Below are 18,631 nucleotides of genomic sequence, written 5' to 3'. Positions count from 1 at the left end.
ACCCGCACCACGTGCACCGTCACTGCTGGTGCGGGTCCGGGCGCGGAACGCGGAGGCGCCGCGGGAAGGCGCCGTCCCGTGTGCCCGCCCGTCCCGCCCTGCGGGACGATTGCCCACACGGGCGGGGCGCCGCCACGGTCGGTGCGGGTCCAGGCGCGGAACGCGGAGGCGCCGCGGGAAGGCGCCGTCCCGTGTGCCCGCCCGTCCCGCCCTGCGGGACGATTGCCCACACGGGCGGTGGCCGGGGCAGGATCGACGTGGACAAGCCCCCCGGGCGGGCGGCACGATCGGCGGTGACCGGCGGCACTCCGGCGGACCCTGGCGTCCGAAAACTAACAGCGCTAGTTTGGCTCGGACGAGGAAGCGGCCACGTGAGGAGACAGCGGATGAAGGCCCACGACGCGATGTACATCGGCGGGGAGTGGCGTCCCGCCTCCTCCACGGACACCATCCCGGTGGTCAACCCGGCGGACGAGCAGGTCATCGGCCACGTCCCGGCCGGCACCGCCGAGGACGTCGACGCCGCCGTCCGCGCCGCCCGCGCCGCGCTCCCCGGCTGGGCCGCCACCCCGCCCGCCGAGCGCGGAGCCCGGATCGCCGCGCTCCGCGACGCGCTCGCCGCCCGGGCGGAGGAGATCGCCGCCACCGTCACCGCCGAGCTCGGCGCCCCGCCGCAGCTCGCCGCCGCCGTCCACGCGGGGCTGCCGATCGCCGTCGCCGGTACGTACGCCGAACTCGCCGCCACGCACCCCTTCGAGGAGAAGGTCGGCAACTCCACCGTCTACGCCGAGCCGGTCGGCGTCGTCGCCGCGATCACCCCGTGGAACTACCCGCTCCACCAGATCGTCGCCAAGGTCGCCCCGGCCCTCGCCGCCGGCTGCACCACGGTCCTCAAGCCCGCCGAGGACACCCCGCTCACCGCACAGCTCTTCGCGGAGGCCGTCCACGAGGCCGGTCTGCCCGCCGGAGTCTTCAACCTGGTCACCGGCCTCGGCCCGGTCGCCGGGCAGGCGCTCGCCGAGCACCCCGACGTGGACCTCGTCTCCTTCACCGGCTCCACCGCGGTGGGCAAGAGGATCGGCGCCCTCGCGGGCGGCGCCGTCAAGCGGGTCGCCCTCGAACTCGGCGGCAAGTCCGCCAACGTGATCCTGCCGAGCGCGGACCTCCCCAAGGCCGTGGCCGTCGGCATCGGCAACGTCATGTCCAACTCCGGCCAGACGTGCAGCGCCTGGACGCGGATGCTGATCCCCGCCGAGCGGTACGAGGAGGCGGTGGCGCTGGCCGCCGAGGCCGTCGCCAAGTACGTCCCCGGCGAGCGCGTCGGCCCCCTCGTCAACGCCAAGCAGCAGCAGCGCGTGCGCGGCTACATCGAGAAGGGGATCGAGGAGGGCGCCCGGCTCGTCGCCGGCGGCCCCGAGGCCCCGCGCGAGACCGGCTTCTACGTCTCCCCGACCGTCTTCGCGGACGTCACCCCCGAGATGACCATCGCCCAGGAGGAGATCTTCGGGCCGGTCGTCTCGCTCCTCCGGTACGAGGACGAGGACGAGGCCCTGGCCATCGCCAACGGCACCGTCTACGGCCTCGGCGGAGCCGTCTGGGGCGAGCAGGCCGAGGCCGTCGCCTTCGCCCGCCGCATGGACACCGGACAGGTCGACATCAACGGCGGCCGCTTCAACCCGCTGGCCCCCTTCGGCGGGTACAAGCAGTCCGGCGTCGGCCGGGAGCTCGGCGCGCACGGCCTCGCCGAGTACCTCCAGACCAAGTCCCTGCAGTTCTGAGCGCAGAAGGAGCGAACAGCGTGATCCGCGCCGCCGTCCTGCCCGCCGTCGGCTCTCCGCTGGAGATCACCGGCATCGAACTCCCCGAGCCCGGACCCGGCCAGGTCCGGGTCAGGCTCGCCGCCGCCGGGGTCTGCCACTCCGACCTCTCCCTCTCCAACGGCACCATGCGCGTGCCGGTCCCGGCGGTCCTCGGTCACGAGGGCGCGGGCACCGTCGTCTCCGTCGGCGAGGGCGTCACCCATGTCGTCCCCGGTGACGGGGTCGTCCTCAACTGGGCACCGTCCTGCGGCAGCTGCCACCCCTGCTCGCTCGGCGAGGTCTGGCTCTGCGCGAACGCCCTGACCGGCGCCGCGAACATCCACGCCCGCACCGAGGACGGCACCGAGCTGCACCCCGGACTCAACGTCGCCGCGTTCGCCGAGGAGACGGTCGTCGCCGCGAACTGCGTCCTGCCCGTCCCCGACGGGGTGCCGCTCACGGACGCCGCCCTGCTCGGCTGCGCCGTCCTCACCGGCTGGGGCGCGGTCCACCACTCCGCCAAGGTCGGGGAGGGCGAGACCGTCGCCGTCTTCGGCGTCGGCGGGGTGGGCCTCGCCACGCTCCAGGCCGCGCGGATCGCGGGCGCCTCGACGATCGTGGCCGTGGACGTCTCCCCGGAGAAGGAGGCGCTCGCGAGGGCGGCGGGGGCCACCGAGTACGTCGTGGCCTCCGAGACGACGGCCAAGGACATCCGGAAGCTGACCGGGGGCCAGGGCGTCGACGTGGCCGTCGAGTGCGTCGGCCGCGCCGTGACCATCCGCACCGCCTGGGAATCCACCCGGCGCGGCGGCCGCACCACGGTCGTGGGCATCGGCGGCAAGGACCAGCAGGTCACCTTCAACGCCCTGGAGCTCTTCCACTGGGGCCGCACCCTGGCCGGCTGCGTCTACGGCAACTCGAACCCGGCCGAGGACCTGCCGGTGCTCGCCGGGCACATCCGGGCCGGCCGGCTCGACCTCGGCGCCCTCGTCACCGAGCGGATCACCCTGGACGGCATCCCGGGCGCCTTCGAGAACATGCTCGCGGGCAAGGGCGGCCGCGCCCTGGTCGTCTTCTGACCCGACGCGCCGAGGGACCCGCACCGGCCCCGGGCCGGCGCGGGTCCCTCGTCACAGATCCAGGACGAGACGCTCGCCGCGCGAGCGCCCCACGCAGATCATCATCGTCGTGCCCGAGGCCTTCTCGTCCTCGCCGAGGACGGAGTCGTGGTGCTCGGGGGTCCCGGCGATCACCTTCGTCTCACAGGTGCCGCACCAGCCCTCCTCGCAGGAGTACGCGACACCCGGCACCACCTCCCGCACGGTGTCGAGGAGGGTCCGTCCGGCCTCCACGCGCAGCACCCGCCCGGTCCGCCGGAGCTCGACCTCGAACCCGCCCTCGCCGGGCGACGTCCCGACAGGGTCCGCCGCCCCGAACCGCTCCACGTGAAGCGGCCCGTCCCACCGCTCCTCCACCGCCCGCAGCAGCCCCTCCGGGCCGCAGCAGTACACGGCCGTCCCGGCCGGCTGGCGGGCCAGGACGGCGTCCAGGTCGGGCAGCCCGTCCGTGTCCTGCGGGACGAGCGTGACCCCGGGGAGTACGGAGAGCTCCTCGCGGTACGCCATGGAGGCCAGGCTCCGGCCGCCGTAGAGCAGCGACCACGAACCCGGCGGCAGGGAGCGGATCATCGGGAGCAGCGGGGTGATGCCGATGCCGCCCGCGACGAAGAGGTACCGCTCGGCCGGCACCAGCGGGAACCGGTTGAGCGGGCCCCGCACGTCGAGGAGGGTGCCCTCCCCGACGGCCGTGTGGAGTTCCTCGGAGCCTCCCCGGCCCGCCGGTTCGCGCAGCACCCCGATCCGGTACGCGCTCCGCTCCGCCGGGTCTCCGCAGAGCGAGTAGTGCCGGACCGTCCCGGACGGCAGCGTCACCTCCAGATGCGCGCCGGGCTCCCAGGGCGCGAGGTCGGCGCCCGTGGGATCCGCCAGGATCAGCCCCCGTACGCCCTCCGCCTCCTCGACGACCGACCGGACCGTCAGACAACCCGTTGGCACAGACATGGCATCACCTCGAAGCTCGTGACGGCGGAAGCAGCGGCTCGGGCCACACCCGGCACAGCACGCCGTACAGCAGGGCGGCGACCACGAAGGACGCCGGCAGACTCAGGTCCACCCCGCCCGTGAGGCCCGTCAACGGGCCGGTGTACAGCGGGTTGTTGACCCACAGGACGCCCACGAAGGAGCCCGCCGCGAAGGCCGCGACCGCTCTCGGGTTGACCCCGCCCGAGTACCAGTACCGTCCGCCGCCGCCCGTGGCGAACGCCCGCAGCGCCTCCGCGTCGTACCGGCCCCGGTGGAACACGTACCCGACGGAGAGCACGGCCGCCCACGGGGCGACGACCGTGAGCAGCAGCGTCACGAACGCCGACATGGCGTCCATGGCGTCGTACACCACCGCCCCGAGGTACAGCACGGCCGCCGCGAGGAGCGCGACGACGGTGGTCACGGCGGCCCGCGAGGAGCGCCAGAACACCGAGTTGGCGGAGAGCCCGGCCGCGTACAGACAGAGCCCGGCCTGCGGGAGGGTGCCCGCGAAGCCGAAGACGACGACCGCCACCGCGAACCAGCCGGGCACCGCGTCCGTCAGCCCCTGCAGCCACGGCTCGTCGGGCACGGGGAAGAGCGTCGTCACGTACGCGCCGGTGAGCAGCGCCGCGAGACTGCTGAGGAACATCGAGATCCCGCTCGCCCGCACCACCCGGCCGGTGGGGGTGGCGGCCGGCATGTAGCGGGTGTAGTCGCCCTGGAACGTGGCGTACGACAGGGGCACGGTCGCGGACGCGGTCGCCGCGAGCAGCCAGGTGTGCAGGGTGCTGTCGAGCGCCAGGGTCCCCCCGGCGTACCCCGCGTCGAACTTCGGGGCGAGCACGAGGGCGGTGCCGAGCAGGACCGCCCCGCCGGTGACCGCCGTGATCCGGTACGTGCGGACCAGCGTCTCGTGGCCGCGCACGGCGACGAGCGCGACCGCCGCCGCCGTCACGAACATCGCGACGGTCAGCGCGCCCGGACCCGTCGGCGTGGACAGCAGCCGGTGCCCCGCGACCATCACGGCCGTGCCGCCCGTCCACACCGCGATCGCGAAGAAGCCGAGCGCCGTCACCACCGTGATGACGTTGCCGACGACCCTGCCCCGCACGCCGAAGTGCGCCCCGCTCGCCACCGGGTCGTTGGTGCCGGTGCGGACCCCGAACCGGGCGAGCGGCGCGAGCAGCGCCGTCCCGACGGCGACGCCGGCCGCGATCGCGCTCGCCGAGGCCCACCAGCCCAGACCGAAGACCACGGGCAGCGCGCCGAGCACCACCGTGCCGAACGAGAACTGCGCGGAGGGCCAGATCCAGCCGAAGTCGCCCGGCGAAGAGGTGCGCTCCTCCTCAGGCACCGGAGCGATGCCGTCGTGGTCGACCGCCGCACGGGGCGGCGCCACGGTGGACGCCGCCCCGGTCGGTGTGGTGGTCATGAGGCGCCCCCGGCGAGGTCCTCGGGAGAGTCCTGGCCGGGCAGCACGTCGACCACCCGGAGGGCGGCGCAGGCCGCCCCCGAGGTGCGCTCGCCGCTGGTCAGGTCGAAGGTCGTGTGGTGCAGGGGGCAGGTGATCCGCAGCCTGTCCCCGTCGACCCTGCCGTACTTGAGCCGGCCCCCGCGGTGGGGGCAGACCGCGGCCGCGAGCACCTTGCGGCCGGCGACCTCGACCAGGACCAGGTCCTCGGTGACCTGGCGGACGGTGGGCTCGCCGGAGCCCCGCCGCCCGGCGGGCACGGCCGTCATGCGACGGTCTCCCGAGCCCGCGCGATCGCCGTCTCCGTGGCCACGCCGACGATGTCGGAGGCCAGCCGCACGCCCGCCCAGATCTTCGCGAAGTCCGGCTCGTCGAGCGCGCGGATCGCCGTCCGCATGTGGTTGCTGTGGTACGAGTCGATGTACAGGTGCTCGGTGTAGTAGGCGTCGTGGACGATCCCGAGCCGCCGCGCCGCGCGGGCGAAGCTCTGGAAGGCGTACAGGACGCTGGTCTCGAAGTAGGCGTACGCCCCCAGGAAGTACTGCGGGGACGGCGCCCGGCTCGCGAGCCAGTGGAACATGTTGACGTACGCGTAGCACTCCGGCGACGTGTCGTCGAGGTAGTCGTCGAGGTCCAGGCTCATGCCGAGCTCGGTGAGCAGGTCCCGGTACAGCTGGGAGTGCGCCTGCTCCTCGTTGCCGCAGCCGAGTTCGTCGATGAGGACCCGGAAGACCGCCATCGCCGAGCGGTACGGCAGCCGGGGGACGACCGGGAGCAGCGACTCGGACTCGGTGAGCCCGTCGAGCGCGAACTCCCGCACGATCACCTTGAACTGGTCGAGCGTGGCGTGCTCGGCGAGGAAGGTCGCGCTCTCCGGGAGCGCGGCCTCCTCCTCGGCGAGGAACTCCTTGAGCGCCTGGAGCAGTTCGCCGGCCGAGCCGAAGCTCGGCGCGGAGGCCTCGTAGGCGCGCGCCTTCGGCAGGATCCACCGCTCCTCGATCGCGGTCATCGAGCCGTAGTCGCCGAGGTTGGGCACCCGCCGGTAGAGGGCGTGGAGTTCGCGCTGGGCGGTCGCGGCCGGGGCCGCGATCGAGTGCGCGGCCACCGGGACGGACGAGGCGGGAGTGGTGCTCATGCCGCCTTCGCCTCCTCGTGCGTGGTGGGGGAGCTGATCACGCCGCGCTGGTGGAGTTCCTTCTTGACCCAGCGGTACCAGTCGTCCTTGAAGACGCCGTACTTCTCGCAGACGGTGTTGATCTCGGCCTGACGGTCCGGGGTCGGGTCGACCAGCATCGCGTTGCACAGGCCGGGTTCGAGGTTGGCCAGCGGGCCGATGAAGCCCTGGATGCCGCGGGCGTCGACGAGGAGGTTCTCCCAGCCCTCGAAGACCGGGATGCCGGTGCCCGCCTCGGCCATCCGGCGGGTGAAGGCGGCGTCGCCGCTCGACTCCTTGATGCCGACGATCCCCGGGATCTCCTTGCAGATCCGGATCAGGGTCTCGAACTCGATCCGATTGCCCGACAGCGCCTCCTCGTTGTAGAGGAAGATCGGTATGTCGAGGGCCGCGCGGATCGCCCGGTAGTGCTCGACGATCTGGTCCTGCGTCACGTCGGCGCCGAAGGGCGTGGTGACGACGACGGCGTCGGCGCCGATCTCGGCGGCCGTGCGGGCCCGGTCGACCACCGAGGCGGTGTCGGGGAGCTGGATCCCGGCGAGCACGGGCAGACCGTCGGCGTGCTTGACGGTGTACGTGACGACGTCCTGCCACTGCCGGGCGTCGAGCTTCCAGCCCTCGCCGGAGGTCAGGGCCGGCATGAGGCCCGTGACCTCGGCCCGGATGTGGTCGAGGAGCCGGACGACGCTCTGCTCGTCGACGGTGCCGTGCTCGTCGAGGGGGGTGATCAGCGGGACGACGGTCCCGGAGTAGCTGTCAGGCATGAGAGGGGTGCCCTTCGGAATGTGTTCAGAGGGTGTCGGAGTCGACCGTCAGCACCAGCGAGCGCCGGTAGAGGTCCTCCAGGTACGCGGGGAACGAGGGCTCCGCGCCGGCGCCCAGCGGCACGACGGGCAGTCCGTCGGCCGCCTTGAGCAGCCGGGGGCTCGCGGTGTGCAGCACGCCCCCGCGGCCGATGACCTGGGCGAGCAGCAGGCGCTCGTGCACGGGCAGTCCGTCGAGCTCGGGGGTGGTGAAGGCCCGCCGGAGGTCGTCCTCGTCGTACGGGACCCGGTCGATGGCCAGGTCGGTGTGGAGGACGTCCATGAACGGGTAGTAGTCGTCCTGGACGCCCCGCTCGTAGCCCCACACCAGGTCGTCGCAGCGGCCGACCTGCTCCCAGTTCATGACGACCCGGCCGGCCTCCCCGGCGGCGAGGCGCGCCGCGAAGAAGGACTTGGCGGCGGCGCGGACGGTGTCGTCCTTGCTGTGCATGCCCATGAAGAGGGTGGCGTCGATGAACACCGTGGGGGCGTGCTCGACGGCCTCGCGGGTGGCGTCAGCCGGCATAGCGCTCGAGCACCTTCCGCATCCGCTCCATCGCGCCGGCGAAGACCTCGGGCTCGCGGGCAAGGGCCAGGCGGACGAAGCGCTCGCCCTTCTCCTTGGTGTTCCAGTAGAAGAAGGTGCCCGGCAGGACGTACACCTCCTCGTCGAAGAGGACGGCCTGGAGCTGGGTGGCGGTCAGGTCCTCGGCGGTGATGCGGAACCAGGCGACGCTGGTGCCGACGACCGGCTCCTGGAACTCCAGGACGGTGCCGGCGAGGGCGGCGCGGGCGGCGTCGCCGTTGGTCTTGATGATGTCGCGGACCGAGGCGAAGCCGTCCTCGATGGAGTCCTCGATGTACTGGGTGACCATGTTGAGGACGAAGGGCGACACGTTCAGGAGGACGCTGGTGTGGAGGTTGTAGACCTCCTCCTGGATGTTCCGGCTGGCGGTGATCATGGCGCACTTGGCGTCCTGGATCGGCCAGGTCTTGCCGGTGTCCTCCATGACCATGTAGGTGACGCCGGACTCCTCCAGGAGCTTGTAGATGTCGACGCGGCCGATGCCCTCGTCGCACAGGGCGAAGGAGGCGAAGCAGAAGTCCATCACCAGGACCTTGTCGTGGTCCACGCAGTAGCGCACGACCTCGGCGAAGCCCTCCAGCTTCTCGGCGAGCAGGGTGAAGCCGGTCGGGTTGTTCGGGTCGACCAGGTAGATCGCGTCCGCGTCGATCGACTCGACCAGGCGCTCGTAGATGGCGTCCTTGTCGTGCAGCACCGACTCGTCGACCGGCCCGAGCGGCACCTGCATGTTGCGCAGCAGGTCGACCAGGTTGTCGAAGCAGGGCTCCACCAGCTGCACGGACATCCCGCGCTGCTTGAGGAACATGCCGGCCACCATCGTGGAGACGCTGGCGGAGTACGAGAGGAGCGTGCGGTCCATCGCCCGGGCGGTGGGCTGCTGGTGCAGACGGAAGAAGGCGTCGACGAACTGGCGCTCGAAGTGGGCCTGCTGCTTCGACTCGGACTCGTGCCAGAGCTCGGGAAGCCGCGAGACGATCCGCTCCTGCGAGGCGGACTGACGCTGGTGGGTGTGCGCGTCGGCCAGGTTGAACCGGGTCTTCAGGGCCTCGATCTCGTGCTGGGTGAGGTCGACGAAGGTGCTGACGTCTGCCTTGTCGGTCAACGACATGAAGAACTCCTGATGTCGATACGAAACCCGTCCGGAATTCCGGCGGCGTAAACGACTGTAGGAGGTTCGAGCGGCCTTGCGAATAACGGCCGGGTCACGCAATTAATAATCACCGCGATGTTCTGCGGAAGGAAAAAAGGAACGACGGCCAGGCATTCCTCGAATAGGAATGCCTGACCGTCGTTCCGTTTATGTAACCGCTTTCGGCGGCTTGTTCGGCTATTCGGTGGCGGCCCGCAGCAGGATGTCCTCGTACACCTTCGGGTCGTCCGAGGCGATCACCGGCCAGCCGATGCCGTACGCGCCCTCCCAGCCCACGTCGATGCCGGGGTTGGCGTGGTCGGAGCCGTCGGGCAGGAACAGGTGGGGGCTGCAGTTCACACGGTCGCTCTTGGACAGGGCCGCCTGGTCGGCCAGGGAGCGGCGGGCACGCCCGTCGTCCAGCGCCTCGGTGAGGGCGTCGACGTCGACGGCGCCCGTCTCCGCGGCCACGTCCAGGATCACCTTGCGGTGGCTGATGCAGCGCGACTCGGCCCAGAAGGCCCGGCGGAGCCCCAGGTCGAGCTGCTCGGAGGCGTTCAGGCTCTGCTCCTTGGCGGCGAGCACCGCCTCCAGGGCCGGCAGCGTCGTCGAGGGGTACAGCCAGTCCTTGGCCTGCCACAGCTGCCAGCCGGCGGCCGGCTCCAGGCTGGCCATCCGGGCGACCTCGCTGTCCGTGCCGGGGCGCGGGCTCGGGGCGTCGTTCAGGAGCTCCAGGGGGAAGGCGCGCAGGTCGAAGGAGACCTGCTCCTCCAGGCCGAGGCGGGCCCGGGTGGCGTGCAGCCGGTGGATGGCGATGTGCGCGAAGGAACACCAGATGTCGGAGAAGACGGTGACGACTCCGCGCGGCGGGGTCAGATCGGCGGTGGTCGGGTCGGACATGGTTCTCCTCGGTTCGGGGGCGCGGGCGGAGCGGGGCTCAGCCGGCGGTGGACTCGTGGGCGTCCAGCGCCGCCTCGAGGTCGAGGTCGGCGCCGGGCAGCCAGGCGGGCAGGGACGGGATGCGGGCCATCGCGTCGAAGAGGAGGGGTACGGCGGCCTCCTCGACGGTCGGCCCGTGGGCGCTGAGCAGCCGCGCGGGGCGCAGGGCGGCCAGTTCGTGCACGGGGCGGAGGAACTTCGCCTCGTCGACCAGGGCGGTCCACGGGGCTATGGCACGGTTCAGGACCTCGAAGCCGTGCAGGAATTCCTCCTCGGAAAGCTCGGTGAAGTCCTGGCGAATTTCTTCGACGACGGTGCCGAAGCTGTCGGAGCTGTAGAGCGTGCCATCGGAATGGTCGAACACGGCGAGGGTGCCGGGTGAATCGAAAGTGGGCGGCCGGTGAAAGCTCAGCTCACGATCGCCGACTTTCACGCGACTTCCCGGGTTCGCGGTCACTACCCGATCCTGCGGAATGCTGAACTCTTCCGATATTCGCGTCACTGATATCGCGTTGGCGAGCACCTTCGCGTGCGGCGCCTCCGCCAGGATCCGGGCGAGGGCGCCGGTGTGGTCGCGGTCGTCGTGGGTGACGACGACCCAGCGCAGGTCGGCCGGGTCGATCAGTGACCAGAGGGAGTCCAGGAAGCCCTCCCGGTCGACGGGCATGCCGGTGTCCACGAGGAGCGGCTGTCCGGACCGGAGCAGGAAGGCGTTCACCGGCTGGTCGCCGAGACCGGGGATGGGCAGGGCCGAGGGGAGGACGTGGATGTCCGGCCCGGCGGTGTACGACGTCTTCATGATCAGCCTTTCATGAGGCACCGAGCGGGCCGGGGGGTCCCCCGGGCGGGGGCCCGGGGGAGGCGCCGGCCTCGGTCAGACGAGCTGGATGGTCAGGGAGCCGGCGATCAGCAGGGCGAGGCCCAGGGCGCGCGGCTTGGTCAGGGAGCGCTGCGGAAGCTTGAACAGGCCCTTGTGGTCGATCAGCGCCGAGGTCAGCTGCTGCCCGGTCACGGTCAGGGCGATGGTCACGGCCGCGCCGATGGTGGGGATGAGCAGGAAGGTGCCGGTGACGTACGCGGCGGCGCAGGCGCCACCGAGCCAGCCCCACCAGGGCATCTTCTTCAGCGGGGCGATCTTGGGCTTCGGGGTCTTCCGGGTCGCGTAGAGCACGAGCAGGACGACGGCGATGGTGAAGGTCGCCACGGCGAAGCTGATCACGGCGACGGTGATGGGCTCCTTGAGCTGGGCGCGCAGCTGGGCGTTGACCGCGCCCTGCACCGGCAGCACACCGCCGGCGACGATGCCGAGGGCGAGCCAGCCGATGCGGCCGGCGGCGGTCATCTTCGGGGCGCCGGGAGGGGCCGCGGCCTTCATGCCCCGGATGATCACGACGATGCCGGCGAGGACGGCGAGGGCGCCGAGGACGATGCCGACGCTCAGGTCCTTCTGCTTCAGGCCGAGGAGGCCGAAGAGGTCGAGGGCGAGCGAGGAGAACATCTGCCCGGTGACGAAGAGTCCGACGGCGGCGAGGGCGCCGAGCCGTGGGAACAGCAGGATGCCGCTGGTGATGTAGAGGGGGCTGGCGAGTCCGCCGAGCAGTTGCCACCACTCCACGTCGGGCAGCTTGCCGAGCGCGCCGAGCGCGCCGGCGGCCACCGCGAGCACGACGAGCAGCGTGGTGGCCACGCCGAGCTGGATGGTCGAAGCGCCGTACGGGGTGCCGACGGCCGAGTTGAGCTGGAGGTTCACCGAGGCCTGGACGGCGAGGAGGCAGCCGACCAGCAGGGCCGCGGCGAGTAGCGCGGTGTGCATCTGGATCTCCCTGGGGCGGGATGGCGAGCGGATAAGTGGACACTGAGTCCGTTTAGCATGCCACGCAACATGGCAAACGGACAAGGTGTCCACTTAGCCCCGGGGGAAGTAAGGTCTGATCCATGAGCGAGGAAGAGCAGCGAGGTCGGGGAGCCGCCTCCGTGCACCGGGTCGGCGGTCTCCTCGGTGATCTTCAGGCCGCGGACGAGCAGCCGGTCGCCCCGCGCAGACGTGCCGACGCGGAGCGCAACCGTGCCCAGATCCTGGCCGCGGCCGAGCGGCTCTTCGCCGAGCAGGACCCGCGGTCGGTCACCATGGACCGCATCGCCAAGGCCGCGGGCGTGGGCCGCGCCACGCTCTACCGGAGCTTCCCCGATCCGTCCTCGGTCGCCGTGGCGCTGCTCGACGAGCACGAGCGCCGGCTGCAGGGGCAGCTCATCTACGGGCCGCCCCCGCTCGGCCCCGGCGCACCGGCGGGGGAGCGGCTCGCCGCGTTCTACCTGGCGATGCTCGATCTGCTCGAACGGCATCTGCCGCTGGCCCTGGGGGCGGAGACGGGCCCCGCGCGGTTCCGGACGGGCGCGTACGGCTTCTGGCGCGTCCATGTCCGGACCCTGTTGGTCGACCACGGGGTCGAGGACCCCGACCCCCTGATCGACATCGCGCTCAGTCCACTGTCGCCCGAGCTCTTCCAGTTCCAGCGGCATCAACTCGGCCTGTCGGCCGAGCGCATCGGGCGGTCGCTGACGGCCTTCGCCCGTCAGCTGCTGGAGTCAGGAGGCGGTCGCTGACCTCTCCTGCGAGGCCGCCTTCGGCGCCGCCTGAGCCGCCCCCTGGGCCGCCGTCCGGGCCGCCTGCGCGGACGGGTGGACGAGGCCCGGCAGGATCAACTCCCAGATGCGGCGCAGCCGTTCCTCCGCCGGGTCGTGCAGGGGGGCGGGGTTGTGCCCGGCGGGCGCGGGCCAGAGCTCGTCGGCCGGCGCGCTCGGGACGCGCATCTCCAGTTCCACGCCGGTGATCACGTAACCGATGAGTGCCGCCACGGCCGTCGCGTCCACGCCCGGCCGCAGGGCCTTCTCCGCCGCCGCGAACCGTGCGAGCCGGCCCACCTCGCGCCGCCAGGGGCAGTCCTGCCCGGGGCCGGGGTCCGTCGACTGCAGCTCGCGGGCGAGCCGTTCACCGGCGCGTGCCACGGAGTCGGTCTCGAAGAGCCGGATGAGCGCGTGGGTGGTGATGACCAGCTTGTCGATCGCGGTGCCGCCCACGCCCTCCATGGATAAGCAGGCCGACTCGACCGTGACCCGGGTGACCGCGCGGGCCCGCCCGCGCACCGCGGTCGCGAGGTCCGACTTGGTCGCGAAGTGGAAGACCAGGGCGCCGGTCGTCACCCGGGCCTCGCCGGCGATCCGGGCCAGGGAGGCCCGCTCGTAGCCCTCTCTGTCGAAGACCCGCGCGGCCGAGGACAGGATCTCCTGCCTCGTGCGTTCCGCCCGCTGCTGAATCGCCATGAGCTCCCCCGTGAACTCGCCAGAAGGGCCGGAGCGTTATGTTCCGGCCCGCGCCTGTGACCGACTCGAAACTATCCGGCCGAGGAGCGGCGAAACGTGGCTTCTCTTCCGGCAGGCCGGAACTGGGGGTTGACGCGCCTCCTTCTCCCAGGTCGCGGGCGCCCGCCCCGCACGGGCCGCCCGCGAACTGACCGGAACCGGGGGTATGCCCTGTCAGGTGGATTCAGCCGTTCCGGCGGTCACGGAAGCCCGCGCCCGGGAGCGGGATACGGCCACGCCCGCGAGGCACAGCGCACCCCCGGCGAGCGTCAGCAGGCCGGGCAGTTCGCCCAGGAACACCCACGCGAGGATCACGACGAGGGCGGGCACGGCGTACGTCGTGGCGCCCATCCGGCCCGCGGTCGTACGGGCCAGGGCGTAGGCCCAGGTCGTGAACGCGAGCGCCGTCGGGAACACGCCCAGGTAGACCATGTTCAGGGTCGCCGACAGCGGCGCCCGGCCCGCCTCCTCGACCAGCTGCCCCGCGAACGGCAGGCAGGCCGCGGCCCCCACCAGGCACCCGAAGGTCGTCACCTGGAGCGCGCTGCCGTGCGCGAGCGCCGGCTTCTGGGCGACGACCCCGCCCGCGTACGCCATCGCCGCGAGCAGGCAGAGGACCACCCCGAGCGCGGAGGCGTGCCCGCCGGAGCCGCCGCCGGACATCGACAGGCCGACGGTCACCGCGCCCGCGAAGGAGACCGCCATGCCGGCGAGGAGCCGGGGCGGCAGGGACTCCTTGAGGAACCGCGCGCCGAGCAGGGCGATCAGGATCGGCCCTATGTTCACGACCATCGCCGCCGTGCCCGCGTCGACCTCCTGCTCGCCCCAGTTCAGGACCACCATGTACACCCCGAACCAGAGCAGCCCCGAGGTCACGATCCCCGGCCAGGCGGCCCGCGGCGGCAGCCCCTCCCGCCGAACGAGCAGCACGGCCCCGAGGACCAGCGACCCGGCGAGCAGCCGGCCGAGCGCGAGCGCGCCGGGGGAGTAGGCCGCCCCGGCGCTGCGGATGGAGACGAAGGCGGAGGCCCACAGGACGACGGTGACACCGGCGGCGGCGAGCGCGAGCCGGGAGGATTGCTTCTGCATGCCCCGACCGTAGGGCGCGAACCCTTCGGCGCTCACCGCAATATCCGGCGGAAGGGCGCGGGGTCCGTCACCGCAGCGCGGCCGCCGCGATGCCCAGGCCCGCCGCCAGGGCCGTCTCGCCCTCCGGCGTCACCTTCACGGCCCGCTCGGACCCGATCCGTACGCACCATCCGGCGTCGAGCGCGTGCCGGCACAGCGCGGCGCCCGCGATCCCCGCGAGGTGCGGGCGGCGCTCGGTCCAGTCGAGGCAGCCGCGCGCGACGGGCCGCCGCCCCTTCCGTACGAGGGCGATGCCCTGCTCGTCGAACCAGGCGAGGCCCCGGTCGGTGAGCGCGAAACCGGTGTCCTGGCGCAGCAGTCCGCCGTCCGTCATCGCCTCGGTGATCGTGATGCCGAGCCGCCCCGCGAGGTGGTCGTAGCAGGTCCGGCCGCGCGCCATCGCCTGCCCGGCGCTCGCGGCCCGCAGCGAGCGCGGCGGCGCGGGCACCTCGGGCTCGGACCGGGCGGCGAGGTCCTCGACGAGGTGCGCGATCCCGGGGTCGGCGAGGCGTACGTACCGGTGTCTGCCCTGCCGCTCCTCGGCGAGCACCCCGCCCGCGACGAGCTTCCCGAGGTGCTCGCTTGCGGTGGACGGCGCCACCCCGGCGTGCCGGGCGAGCTCCCCGGCGGTCCAGGCCCGCCCGTCGAGCAGGGCGAGCAGGAACGCGGCGCGGCTCTCGTCCGCGAAGAGCGCCGCGAGCGCGGCGAGATCACTGGCTGCCATACGGCAAGCCTGCCCCACTCACGCTTCGGCGGTGGCCGAACCGTGCGGTGCCCCGGGGCGGGCGGGGATCGCCTCGTACTGGAGCCGCAGACCGTCGAGCAGCGCGCGCAGGCCCGTCTCGAAGGCCCCCTCGTCGACCTTCTGGCGGTGTTCCGCGAGGAGGTGGGCCTGGCCGAGGTGGGGGTAGTCGGCCGGGTCGTAGGCTGCCTCGTCGTCGACGAAGCCGCGGGCGAAGGAGCCGAGGGCGGAGCCGGTGATGAAGTACCGCATCAGCGCGCCGATGGAGGTGGCCTGGGCCGGCGGCCAGCCCGCGCGGACCATCGCGCCGAAGACCGCGTCGGCGACCTTCAGGCCCGCCGGGCGGCGGCCGGGCCCCTGGGCGAGGACCGGGACGATGTGCGGGTGGTCGGCGAGGGCGGCGCGGTAGGAGACGGCCCAGTCGTGCAGCGCGGTCCGCCAGTCCCGGTCGTCGTCCTCCTCGAACATCGACAGGTCGATCTTCGCGCTCACCGCGTCCGCGATCGCGTCGAGGATCTCGTCCTTCGTGCGGAAGTGGTTGTAGAGCGAGGGCCCGCTCACCCCGAGTTCGGCGGCGAGCCGCCGGGTGGAGAGCGCGGCCAGGCCTTCCGTGTCCACGAGCGCGCCCGCCGTCTCGACGATGCGTTCTCGGCTGAGCAGGGGCTTGCGCGGTCGGGCCATGGCGCACATAGTAGGCCCGCACAAGAAAAACTAGCAGTGGTAATTAAATGGCCGAGTGGGGTGGCACCGCATGAATCTGGAACTGAGCGAGGAGCAGGAGGCCGTACGGCGGCTCGCCGAGGACTTCGTCGCCCGTGAGGTCACCCCGCACGCGACCGCGTGGGACCGCGCCGAGGAGGTCGACCGGGGCATCGTCAAGAAGCTCGGCGCCGTCGGCTTCCTCGGGCTCACGATCCCGGAGGAGTACGGCGGTTCGGGTGGCGACCACCTCGCGTACTGCCTCGTCACCGAGGAACTGGGCCGCGGCGACTCCTCCGTGCGCGGCATCGTCTCCGTCTCCCTCGGCCTGGTCGCCAAGACCATCGCCTCCTGGGGCGGCGAGGAGCAGAAGCGGGAGTGGCTGCCCCGGCTCGCCTCGGGCGAGGCCCTCGGCTGCTTCGGCCTCACCGAGCCCGGCACCGGCTCCGACGCCGGGAACCTCGCCACCCGGGCCGTGCGGGACGGCGACACGTATGTCGTCAACGGCAGCAAGATGTTCATCACCAACGGCACCTGGGCCGACGTCGTGCTGCTCTTCGCCCGCACCGGCGACACCCCCGGCCACAAGGGCGTCTCCGCCTTCCTCGTCCCCACCGACACCCCCGGCCTCACCCGCCGCCCCGTCCACGGCAAGCTCGGCCTGCGCGGCCAGGCCACCGCCGAACTGGTCCTGGAGGACGTCCGCGTCCCCGCCGCCGCGATGCTCGGCCCCGAGGGCAAGGGCTTCGCCGTCGCCATGTCCGCCCTCGCCAAGGGGCGCATGTCGGTCGCCGCCGGCTGCGTCGGCATCGCCCAGGCCGCCCTCGACGCCGCCGTGCGGTACGCGGGGGAGCGCGAGCAGTTCGGAAAGCCCATCGCCTCGTACCAGCTGGTCCAGGAGCTCCTCAGCGACATCGCCGTCGACGTGGACGCCGCCCGGCTGCTCACCTGGCGCGTCGCCGACCTCGTCGACCGGGGCCAGGACTTCGCCACGGCCGCCTCCAAGGCCAAGCTGTACGCCTCCGAGGCCGCCGTCCGCGCCGCGAACAACGCCCTCCAGGTCTTCGGCGGCTACGGCTACATCGACGAGTACCCGGTCGGGAAGCTGGTCCGCGACGCCCGCGTCATGACCCTGTACGAAGGCACCAGCCAGATCCAGAAGCTCATCATCGGCCGCGCGCTGACGGGGGTCTCGGCCTTCTGAGTACCTCGCTGAGTACGCGGACGGATGTGGCGCCGGCCACATCCGTCCGATGCTGTCCGGCATGAGCGACACACCGGTCAAGCAGCAGAACACCGCGGCCTACTACCTGCAGGCCGTCATCTCCTTCGGGATCGCGATCGCGGCCGTGGGCATCGGCATCTTCCAGCTCGACGCCAGCGCCTGGGTCCGCGCCTTCCTCGCGATCTCGGTCCTCTACCTCACGACCTCGGCCTTCACCCTCGCCAAGGTCGTCCGCGACCGCCAGGAGGCCGGCCAGATCGTCAGCCGGGTCGACCAGGCCCGCCTGGAGAAGCTCCTCGCCGAGCACGACCCCTTCCAGAAGCTGGGATGAGCACCCGCGGGATCTAAGCGCTTGCTCACCCTCGTTGTATGGTGTTCGTCCTGACGGGGTCCGAGAAGGAGTGTGGGATGAGCGCGGCGGAGGAGACGCCCGGGGCCGAGGACATGCCCTGGGGCGAGGTCACGCCCGAGGCGGCCCGGCGGCTGCTCGTGGCCGCCGTCGAGGCGTTCGCCGAGCGCGGCTACCACGCCACCACCACCCGCGACATCGCGGGCCGCGCCGGGATGAGCCCCGCCGCGCTCTACATCCACTACAAGACCAAGGAAGAGCTGCTCCACCGGATCAGCCGCATCGGCCACGACAAGGCCCTGGAGATCCTCCGGGCCTCCGCCGACGGCGACGGCACCGCCGCCGAGCGCCTCGCCGACGCCGTGCGCTCCTTCGTCCGCTGGCACGCCGAGCGCCACACGACCGCGCGCGTCGTCCAGTACGAGCTCGACGCCCTCGGCCCCGAGCACCGCGCCGAGATCATCGAGCTGCGCCGCGAGTCCGACGCGACCGTGCGCCGGCTGCTCGAAGAGGGCGCGGCCGCGGGCGAGTTCGACGTGCTCGACGTGTCCGGCACCGCGGTCGCCGTGCTCTCCCTCTGCATCGACGTCTCGCGCTGGTTCAACACCCAGGGCCGCCGGACGGCCGACGAGATCGGCGTGCTCTACGCCGACCTCGTCCTCCGGATGGTCGGCGCTCAGAAGTAGTAGCGGGAGACCGACTCGGCCACGCAGACCGGCTTCTCGGAGCCCTCGCGCTCCACGGTCACCGCCGCCGTCACCTGCACGCCGCCGCCCGCCTCCTCGACCTTCGTCAGGACGGCGGTCGCGCGCAGCCGCGAGCCCACCGGGACCGGGGCGGGGAAACGCACCTTCTCCGTCCCGTAGTTGAGGCCCATCTTCATGCCCTCGACCCGCAGCACCTGCGGGACGAACAGCGGCAGCAGCGACAGCGTCAGATAGCCGTGCGCGATCGTCGAACCGAACGGGCCGGCCGCGGCGCGCTCCGGGTCCACATGGATCCACTGGTGGTCCCCGGTCGCCTCCGCGAAGAGGTCGATCCGCTTCTGGTCGATCTCCACCCAGTCGCTGTGCCCCAGCTGCTCGCCGACCCCCGCGCGCAGCTCCTCGGCGGAGGTGAAGATCCTCGGCTCGGCCATGTTCC

Annotated in this window: 21 protein-coding genes; 6 read left to right on the top strand and 15 right to left on the bottom strand. The window is 72.4% G+C overall.

Going from position 1 to position 18,631, the window contains the following annotated elements:
• The first annotated feature begins 386 nt into the window (after positions 1-386).
• Together AB5J54_RS09025 and AB5J54_RS09020 are read left to right on the top strand one after the other, a co-directional pair.
• Entirely contained in the window at positions 387-1,778 is a 1,392-nt protein-coding gene (locus AB5J54_RS09025) for an aldehyde dehydrogenase family protein (RefSeq protein WP_369143369.1), read from the top strand.
• Between the two features lie 20 nt (positions 1,779-1,798).
• Positions 1,799-2,878, top strand: coding sequence for a Zn-dependent alcohol dehydrogenase (locus AB5J54_RS09020; protein ID WP_369143368.1), 1,080 nt, complete (start codon positions 1,799-1,801; stop codon positions 2,876-2,878).
• Positions 2,879-2,929: 51 nt separating this feature from the next.
• Here AB5J54_RS09020 and AB5J54_RS09015 read toward each other — a convergent pair whose 3' ends face one another.
• The 10 genes from AB5J54_RS09015 to AB5J54_RS08970 all read right to left on the bottom strand — a co-directional run bounded on the left by AB5J54_RS09015 (position 2,930) and on the right by AB5J54_RS08970 (position 11,798).
• Positions 2,930-3,859 carry a 2Fe-2S iron-sulfur cluster-binding protein gene (locus AB5J54_RS09015; RefSeq protein WP_369143367.1) on the bottom strand — a complete coding sequence of 310 codons (930 nt, stop codon included), beginning with the start codon at positions 3,857-3,859 and terminating at the stop codon, positions 2,930-2,932.
• Between the two features lie 4 nt (positions 3,860-3,863).
• Complete coding sequence (locus AB5J54_RS09010) at positions 3,864-5,315, bottom strand: cytosine permease (protein ID WP_369143366.1); 1,452 nt, start codon at positions 5,313-5,315, stop codon at positions 3,864-3,866.
• The gene (locus tag AB5J54_RS09005; RefSeq protein ID WP_369143365.1) at positions 5,312-5,623 is read right to left on the bottom strand and encodes a Rieske (2Fe-2S) protein; all 312 of its coding nucleotides are present in this window, start codon (positions 5,621-5,623) and stop codon (positions 5,312-5,314) included. Before AB5J54_RS09005 ends, AB5J54_RS09010 begins: the two co-directional genes overlap by 4 nt.
• Positions 5,620-6,489 carry an iron-containing redox enzyme family protein gene (locus AB5J54_RS09000; protein WP_369143364.1) on the bottom strand — a complete coding sequence of 290 codons (870 nt, stop codon included), beginning with the start codon at positions 6,487-6,489 and terminating at the stop codon, positions 5,620-5,622. Before AB5J54_RS09000 ends, AB5J54_RS09005 begins: the two co-directional genes overlap by 4 nt.
• Entirely contained in the window at positions 6,486-7,292 is an 807-nt protein-coding gene (locus tag AB5J54_RS08995) for a dihydrodipicolinate synthase family protein (RefSeq protein ID WP_369143363.1), read from the bottom strand. The genes AB5J54_RS09000 and AB5J54_RS08995 overlap by 4 nt, the downstream gene beginning before the upstream one ends.
• Before the next feature lie 25 nt (positions 7,293-7,317).
• On the bottom strand, positions 7,318-7,857 hold the full coding sequence (locus tag AB5J54_RS08990) for a DUF6190 family protein (protein WP_369143362.1): 540 nt from the start codon (positions 7,855-7,857) through the stop codon (positions 7,318-7,320).
• Positions 7,847-9,025, bottom strand: coding sequence for an aminotransferase class I/II-fold pyridoxal phosphate-dependent enzyme (locus tag AB5J54_RS08985; protein WP_369143361.1), 1,179 nt, complete (start codon positions 9,023-9,025; stop codon positions 7,847-7,849). The genes AB5J54_RS08990 and AB5J54_RS08985 overlap by 11 nt, the downstream gene beginning before the upstream one ends.
• 219 nt (positions 9,026-9,244) lie before the next feature.
• Positions 9,245-9,946, bottom strand: a complete 702-nt coding sequence (locus AB5J54_RS08980) for a DsbA family protein (protein WP_369143360.1) — start codon at positions 9,944-9,946, stop codon at positions 9,245-9,247.
• Between the two features lie 37 nt (positions 9,947-9,983).
• Positions 9,984-10,784, bottom strand: coding sequence for an MBL fold metallo-hydrolase (locus AB5J54_RS08975; protein WP_369143359.1), 801 nt, complete (start codon positions 10,782-10,784; stop codon positions 9,984-9,986).
• Between the two features lie 75 nt (positions 10,785-10,859).
• Positions 10,860-11,798 carry a DMT family transporter gene (locus tag AB5J54_RS08970; protein WP_369143358.1) on the bottom strand — a complete coding sequence of 313 codons (939 nt, stop codon included), beginning with the start codon at positions 11,796-11,798 and terminating at the stop codon, positions 10,860-10,862.
• Positions 11,799-11,920: 122 nt separating this feature from the next.
• On the opposite strand from AB5J54_RS08970, the gene AB5J54_RS08965 reads away from it, so the two are divergent.
• Positions 11,921-12,589: a TetR/AcrR family transcriptional regulator gene (locus AB5J54_RS08965; RefSeq protein ID WP_369143357.1), complete on the top strand. Its 669-nt coding sequence runs from the start codon at positions 11,921-11,923 to the stop codon at positions 12,587-12,589.
• On the opposite strand, the gene AB5J54_RS08960 is transcribed toward AB5J54_RS08965, so the two are convergent.
• The 4 genes from AB5J54_RS08960 to AB5J54_RS08945 all read right to left on the bottom strand — a co-directional run bounded on the left by AB5J54_RS08960 (position 12,572) and on the right by AB5J54_RS08945 (position 15,896).
• Positions 12,572-13,306, bottom strand: a complete 735-nt coding sequence (locus tag AB5J54_RS08960) for a TetR family transcriptional regulator (RefSeq protein WP_369143356.1) — start codon at positions 13,304-13,306, stop codon at positions 12,572-12,574. The genes AB5J54_RS08965 and AB5J54_RS08960 overlap by 18 nt on opposite strands.
• Positions 13,307-13,519: 213 nt before the next feature.
• Complete coding sequence (locus tag AB5J54_RS08955; protein ID WP_369143355.1) at positions 13,520-14,434, bottom strand: DMT family transporter; 915 nt, start codon at positions 14,432-14,434, stop codon at positions 13,520-13,522.
• A 67-nt stretch (positions 14,435-14,501) separates the two neighbouring features.
• Positions 14,502-15,197: an ArsR/SmtB family transcription factor gene (locus AB5J54_RS08950; protein ID WP_369143354.1), complete on the bottom strand. Its 696-nt coding sequence runs from the start codon at positions 15,195-15,197 to the stop codon at positions 14,502-14,504.
• 18 nt (positions 15,198-15,215) lie between these two features.
• Entirely contained in the window at positions 15,216-15,896 is a 681-nt protein-coding gene (locus AB5J54_RS08945; RefSeq protein WP_369143353.1) for a TetR/AcrR family transcriptional regulator, read from the bottom strand.
• Between the two features lie 70 nt (positions 15,897-15,966).
• Here AB5J54_RS08945 and AB5J54_RS08940 point away from each other — a divergent pair, with 70 nt between their 5' ends.
• From AB5J54_RS08940 to AB5J54_RS08930, 3 genes are all read left to right on the top strand, one after another.
• A complete protein-coding gene (locus AB5J54_RS08940; RefSeq protein WP_369143352.1) occupies positions 15,967-17,118 on the top strand; it encodes an acyl-CoA dehydrogenase family protein in 1,152 nt (383 codons plus the stop codon).
• A 61-nt stretch (positions 17,119-17,179) separates the two neighbouring features.
• A complete protein-coding gene (locus AB5J54_RS08935) occupies positions 17,180-17,470 on the top strand; it encodes a YiaA/YiaB family inner membrane protein (RefSeq protein WP_369143351.1) in 291 nt (96 codons plus the stop codon).
• Positions 17,471-17,547: 77 nt separating this feature from the next.
• Positions 17,548-18,174 carry a TetR/AcrR family transcriptional regulator gene (locus AB5J54_RS08930; protein ID WP_369143350.1) on the top strand — a complete coding sequence of 209 codons (627 nt, stop codon included), beginning with the start codon at positions 17,548-17,550 and terminating at the stop codon, positions 18,172-18,174.
• Here the strand turns inward: AB5J54_RS08930 and AB5J54_RS08925 are convergent.
• Complete coding sequence (locus AB5J54_RS08925; protein ID WP_369143348.1) at positions 18,165-18,626, bottom strand: MaoC family dehydratase; 462 nt, start codon at positions 18,624-18,626, stop codon at positions 18,165-18,167. The two genes, AB5J54_RS08930 and AB5J54_RS08925, sit on opposite strands and share 10 nt — an antisense overlap.
• Between the last annotated feature and the right edge of the window lie 5 nt (positions 18,627-18,631).

The organism is Streptomyces sp. R44 (genome assembly GCF_041053105.1).
Lineage (GTDB): Bacteria > Actinomycetota > Actinomycetes > Streptomycetales > Streptomycetaceae > Streptomyces.
Note: the sequence above shows the minus strand (reverse complement) of the source record. Positions and strands in the feature narration are given on the sequence as shown.

Coding starts and splice junctions, on each gene's coding strand:
- AB5J54_RS09025 (WP_369143369.1), top strand. CDS start 387: ATGAAGGCCCACGACGCGATGTACATCGGCGGGGAGTGGCGTCCCGCC.
- AB5J54_RS09015 (WP_369143367.1), bottom strand. CDS start 3,859: ATGTCTGTGCCAACGGGTTGTCTGACGGTCCGGTCGGTCGTCGAGGAG.
- AB5J54_RS09010 (WP_369143366.1), bottom strand. CDS start 5,315: ATGACCACCACACCGACCGGGGCGGCGTCCACCGTGGCGCCGCCCCGT.
- AB5J54_RS09005 (WP_369143365.1), bottom strand. CDS start 5,623: ATGACGGCCGTGCCCGCCGGGCGGCGGGGCTCCGGCGAGCCCACCGTC.
- AB5J54_RS09000 (WP_369143364.1), bottom strand. CDS start 6,489: ATGAGCACCACTCCCGCCTCGTCCGTCCCGGTGGCCGCGCACTCGATC.
- AB5J54_RS08995 (WP_369143363.1), bottom strand. CDS start 7,292: ATGCCTGACAGCTACTCCGGGACCGTCGTCCCGCTGATCACCCCCCTC.
- AB5J54_RS08990 (WP_369143362.1), bottom strand. CDS start 7,857: ATGCCGGCTGACGCCACCCGCGAGGCCGTCGAGCACGCCCCCACGGTG.
- AB5J54_RS08985 (WP_369143361.1), bottom strand. CDS start 9,025: ATGTCGTTGACCGACAAGGCAGACGTCAGCACCTTCGTCGACCTCACC.
- AB5J54_RS08980 (WP_369143360.1), bottom strand. CDS start 9,946: ATGTCCGACCCGACCACCGCCGATCTGACCCCGCCGCGCGGAGTCGTC.
- AB5J54_RS08975 (WP_369143359.1), bottom strand. CDS start 10,784: ATGAAGACGTCGTACACCGCCGGGCCGGACATCCACGTCCTCCCCTCG.
- AB5J54_RS08970 (WP_369143358.1), bottom strand. CDS start 11,798: ATGCACACCGCGCTACTCGCCGCGGCCCTGCTGGTCGGCTGCCTCCTC.
- AB5J54_RS08965 (WP_369143357.1), top strand. CDS start 11,921: ATGAGCGAGGAAGAGCAGCGAGGTCGGGGAGCCGCCTCCGTGCACCGG.
- AB5J54_RS08960 (WP_369143356.1), bottom strand. CDS start 13,306: ATGGCGATTCAGCAGCGGGCGGAACGCACGAGGCAGGAGATCCTGTCC.
- AB5J54_RS08955 (WP_369143355.1), bottom strand. CDS start 14,434: ATGCAGAAGCAATCCTCCCGGCTCGCGCTCGCCGCCGCCGGTGTCACC.
- AB5J54_RS08950 (WP_369143354.1), bottom strand. CDS start 15,197: ATGGCAGCCAGTGATCTCGCCGCGCTCGCGGCGCTCTTCGCGGACGAG.
- AB5J54_RS08945 (WP_369143353.1), bottom strand. CDS start 15,896: ATGGCCCGACCGCGCAAGCCCCTGCTCAGCCGAGAACGCATCGTCGAG.
- AB5J54_RS08940 (WP_369143352.1), top strand. CDS start 15,967: ATGAATCTGGAACTGAGCGAGGAGCAGGAGGCCGTACGGCGGCTCGCC.
- AB5J54_RS08935 (WP_369143351.1), top strand. CDS start 17,180: ATGAGCGACACACCGGTCAAGCAGCAGAACACCGCGGCCTACTACCTG.
- AB5J54_RS08930 (WP_369143350.1), top strand. CDS start 17,548: ATGAGCGCGGCGGAGGAGACGCCCGGGGCCGAGGACATGCCCTGGGGC.
- AB5J54_RS08925 (WP_369143348.1), bottom strand. CDS start 18,626: ATGGCCGAGCCGAGGATCTTCACCTCCGCCGAGGAGCTGCGCGCGGGG.